General features: G+C 39.2%; 2 protein-coding genes. Both read right to left on the minus strand.

Going from position 1 to position 1,948, the window contains the following annotated elements; translation table 11 throughout:
• Window positions 1-102: 102 nt before the first annotated feature.
• On the minus strand, window positions 103-576 hold the full coding sequence (locus ABWV45_RS15445) for a hypothetical protein (protein WP_353352617.1): 474 nt from the start codon (window positions 574-576) through the stop codon (window positions 103-105).
• Window positions 577-824: 248 nt separating this feature from the next.
• Window positions 825-1,187 (minus strand): hypothetical protein, encoded by a 363-nt coding sequence (locus ABWV45_RS15450; protein WP_353352618.1) that lies wholly within the window; start codon window positions 1,185-1,187, stop codon window positions 825-827.
• Window positions 1,188-1,948: the final 761 nt, after the last annotated feature.

The raw sequence follows: 1,948 nt of genomic DNA on the forward strand, positions 1-1,948 counted from the left end.
CCATCCGACGTATGGGGAATTATGAATGCCTAGACATCAAATGTTGGGAGGCGTTCGTTCCTCACTTACCCAACCTACGTGCTGCCTTTGTTTGTTATAGGGTCAATCTGCGGAATGCTTAAGGACATCAAAACCAAATTTTCCCCAGCTGTATCGAGTATGACTATAACCCGCTACCTCAACTACAACATCATGGCCACGATCAGTTTTTATTGCGTTAACACTAACTCCACCAGGGTTATTCCCATCCGTCCTTATAAATACAGTTTGAAATTGATTATAAGGAAGATTACCAGCTAGTAGCACTACAACATAAGTTCTGTACCATAAAGTTCCATCAGCATATTTTTCTGTCGGCTTAACTTCGCTAAGTACCGCTGTAATATCATTCTTCCCATCAGCATTAAAATCTCCTGCTGTAATGTGAGAACATAAGTTATCCCAAGCAGCCAAGCCTAGAATAGGAAAGAAAAATTGAAGATACGGTTTAATTCTTTCCTCTTCTGGACATTCTGTATTTGCCTCAACAGAACTAATAAATGCCCAAAGCATTAGCAAGATTGTCAATTTCTTCATTTAATATGCCTTATAACGAGACTGTAAAAAACTCTCAGCCATTACTTTATTTTAAAAATAGGACAAAAAATCATCCTAAAAATGCACCTCAGTTTAAAATCTGCATAGATTTGACCATTAAGCTTTCTTCAAATTTAACGTAGAACGCGTTTTATATTTTGCGTTGAGGTTTTTCTACAGCCTCATCGCCGACACAAAAGGCGAGTGAAACGAGTCCAGCCAGCTTGCTGGCGAATTGGCTGGCTTTGTTAAATGTGTGCATGCTCAAAATAACTACTTTGGTGATAATAAACCGGGCTAGGGAAGCTGAAGCCGTAGTATAGAATCATAATTTCGTCAGAATCAGAATTAATATGCATGGAGATAGTAAAAGGTAGCCCGCCGTGAAACGTCTTATTTGAGAGCACACATCTAAATTGAGAAAACTGCGATTTTGCCATGCGAAGATGTATTTTAGCTTGCCGCCCGACCCTTGGGATTAAATCCGTTTCATCATTTAGAAAATTACAAACATTTGATAGCTGGCTTTTAGCATAGTGTTTCGTAGAGAGTAGAACGTAGGAAGTAATCAAAGAGATTACAATAACGGCAATAGTAATACCTATTTTCATTTCTGCTCCAAATATATTTAACGTCCCGCTAAAGGGCCGAAGTGGAGGCGAACTTTTTTGGGTAGCGTAGCGTGATCCCAAAAACGAGCGCCGGAACGGAGGTCCAAGCCGCAACGCGGCTGATCTTTGAGCGGTTTGTTATGAGTTGCCGACACTTACGACCCCAATTATTACCATAAAAAAAATGGCTAGATATGTGTAAAAAAAACTTTTAAGGAAAAGGCTCTTGGATATCAACTCAGCATTTTCTGTTGCAAGATACTGCTTGCCACAAACGTACCGAATAAATGAAATGTTGTTTGATGGCGTATTGTTACCAAACAATGATGGCTCACCTATGTTTCTATAAATTTCAGAATGATTTTCCCTTAGGTAGCGAAAATACTTAGAAATAATAATAAACCAAATAGGAACCATCAGAAACATGGCCACTATTAGCGGAAGTAGAAGCAAAGTTATTATCTCAATCATGATTTACTCATAACAGTTTATTCAACGTCGCATGACGCTTTTTATAGTTGACGTGTTTGCCGAGATATTTTACGCCACACATTCCTTTCTAATCCAGCAATCATGGGGTATAAAGCATGGTTCGGTCAATTCTGTGTGCCTTTGTACTCTCGCAACCTATTCATTTTCTTACCATTTTTTGTAACTGGTACTTTCAACTGATTATCAGCTTAATCATCCCTGATTTCGGGGATACACGTCGTGGGACTATATATCACTAGATACACGTCGCGCTTGTGCGTCTGCAGAGC

Origin of the sequence: Oceaniserpentilla sp. 4NH20-0058 (assembly GCF_040371755.1) — a bacterium.
GTDB lineage: Bacteria > Pseudomonadota > Gammaproteobacteria > Pseudomonadales > Oceanobacteraceae > Bermanella.

Bases quoted from the DNA above. Each gene is read 5' to 3' on its own strand.
- ABWV45_RS15445 (WP_353352617.1), bottom strand. From the start codon at position 576: ATGAAGAAATTGACAATCTTGCTAATGCTTTGGGCATTTATTAGTTCT.
- ABWV45_RS15450 (WP_353352618.1), bottom strand. From the start codon at position 1,187: ATGAAAATAGGTATTACTATTGCCGTTATTGTAATCTCTTTGATTACT.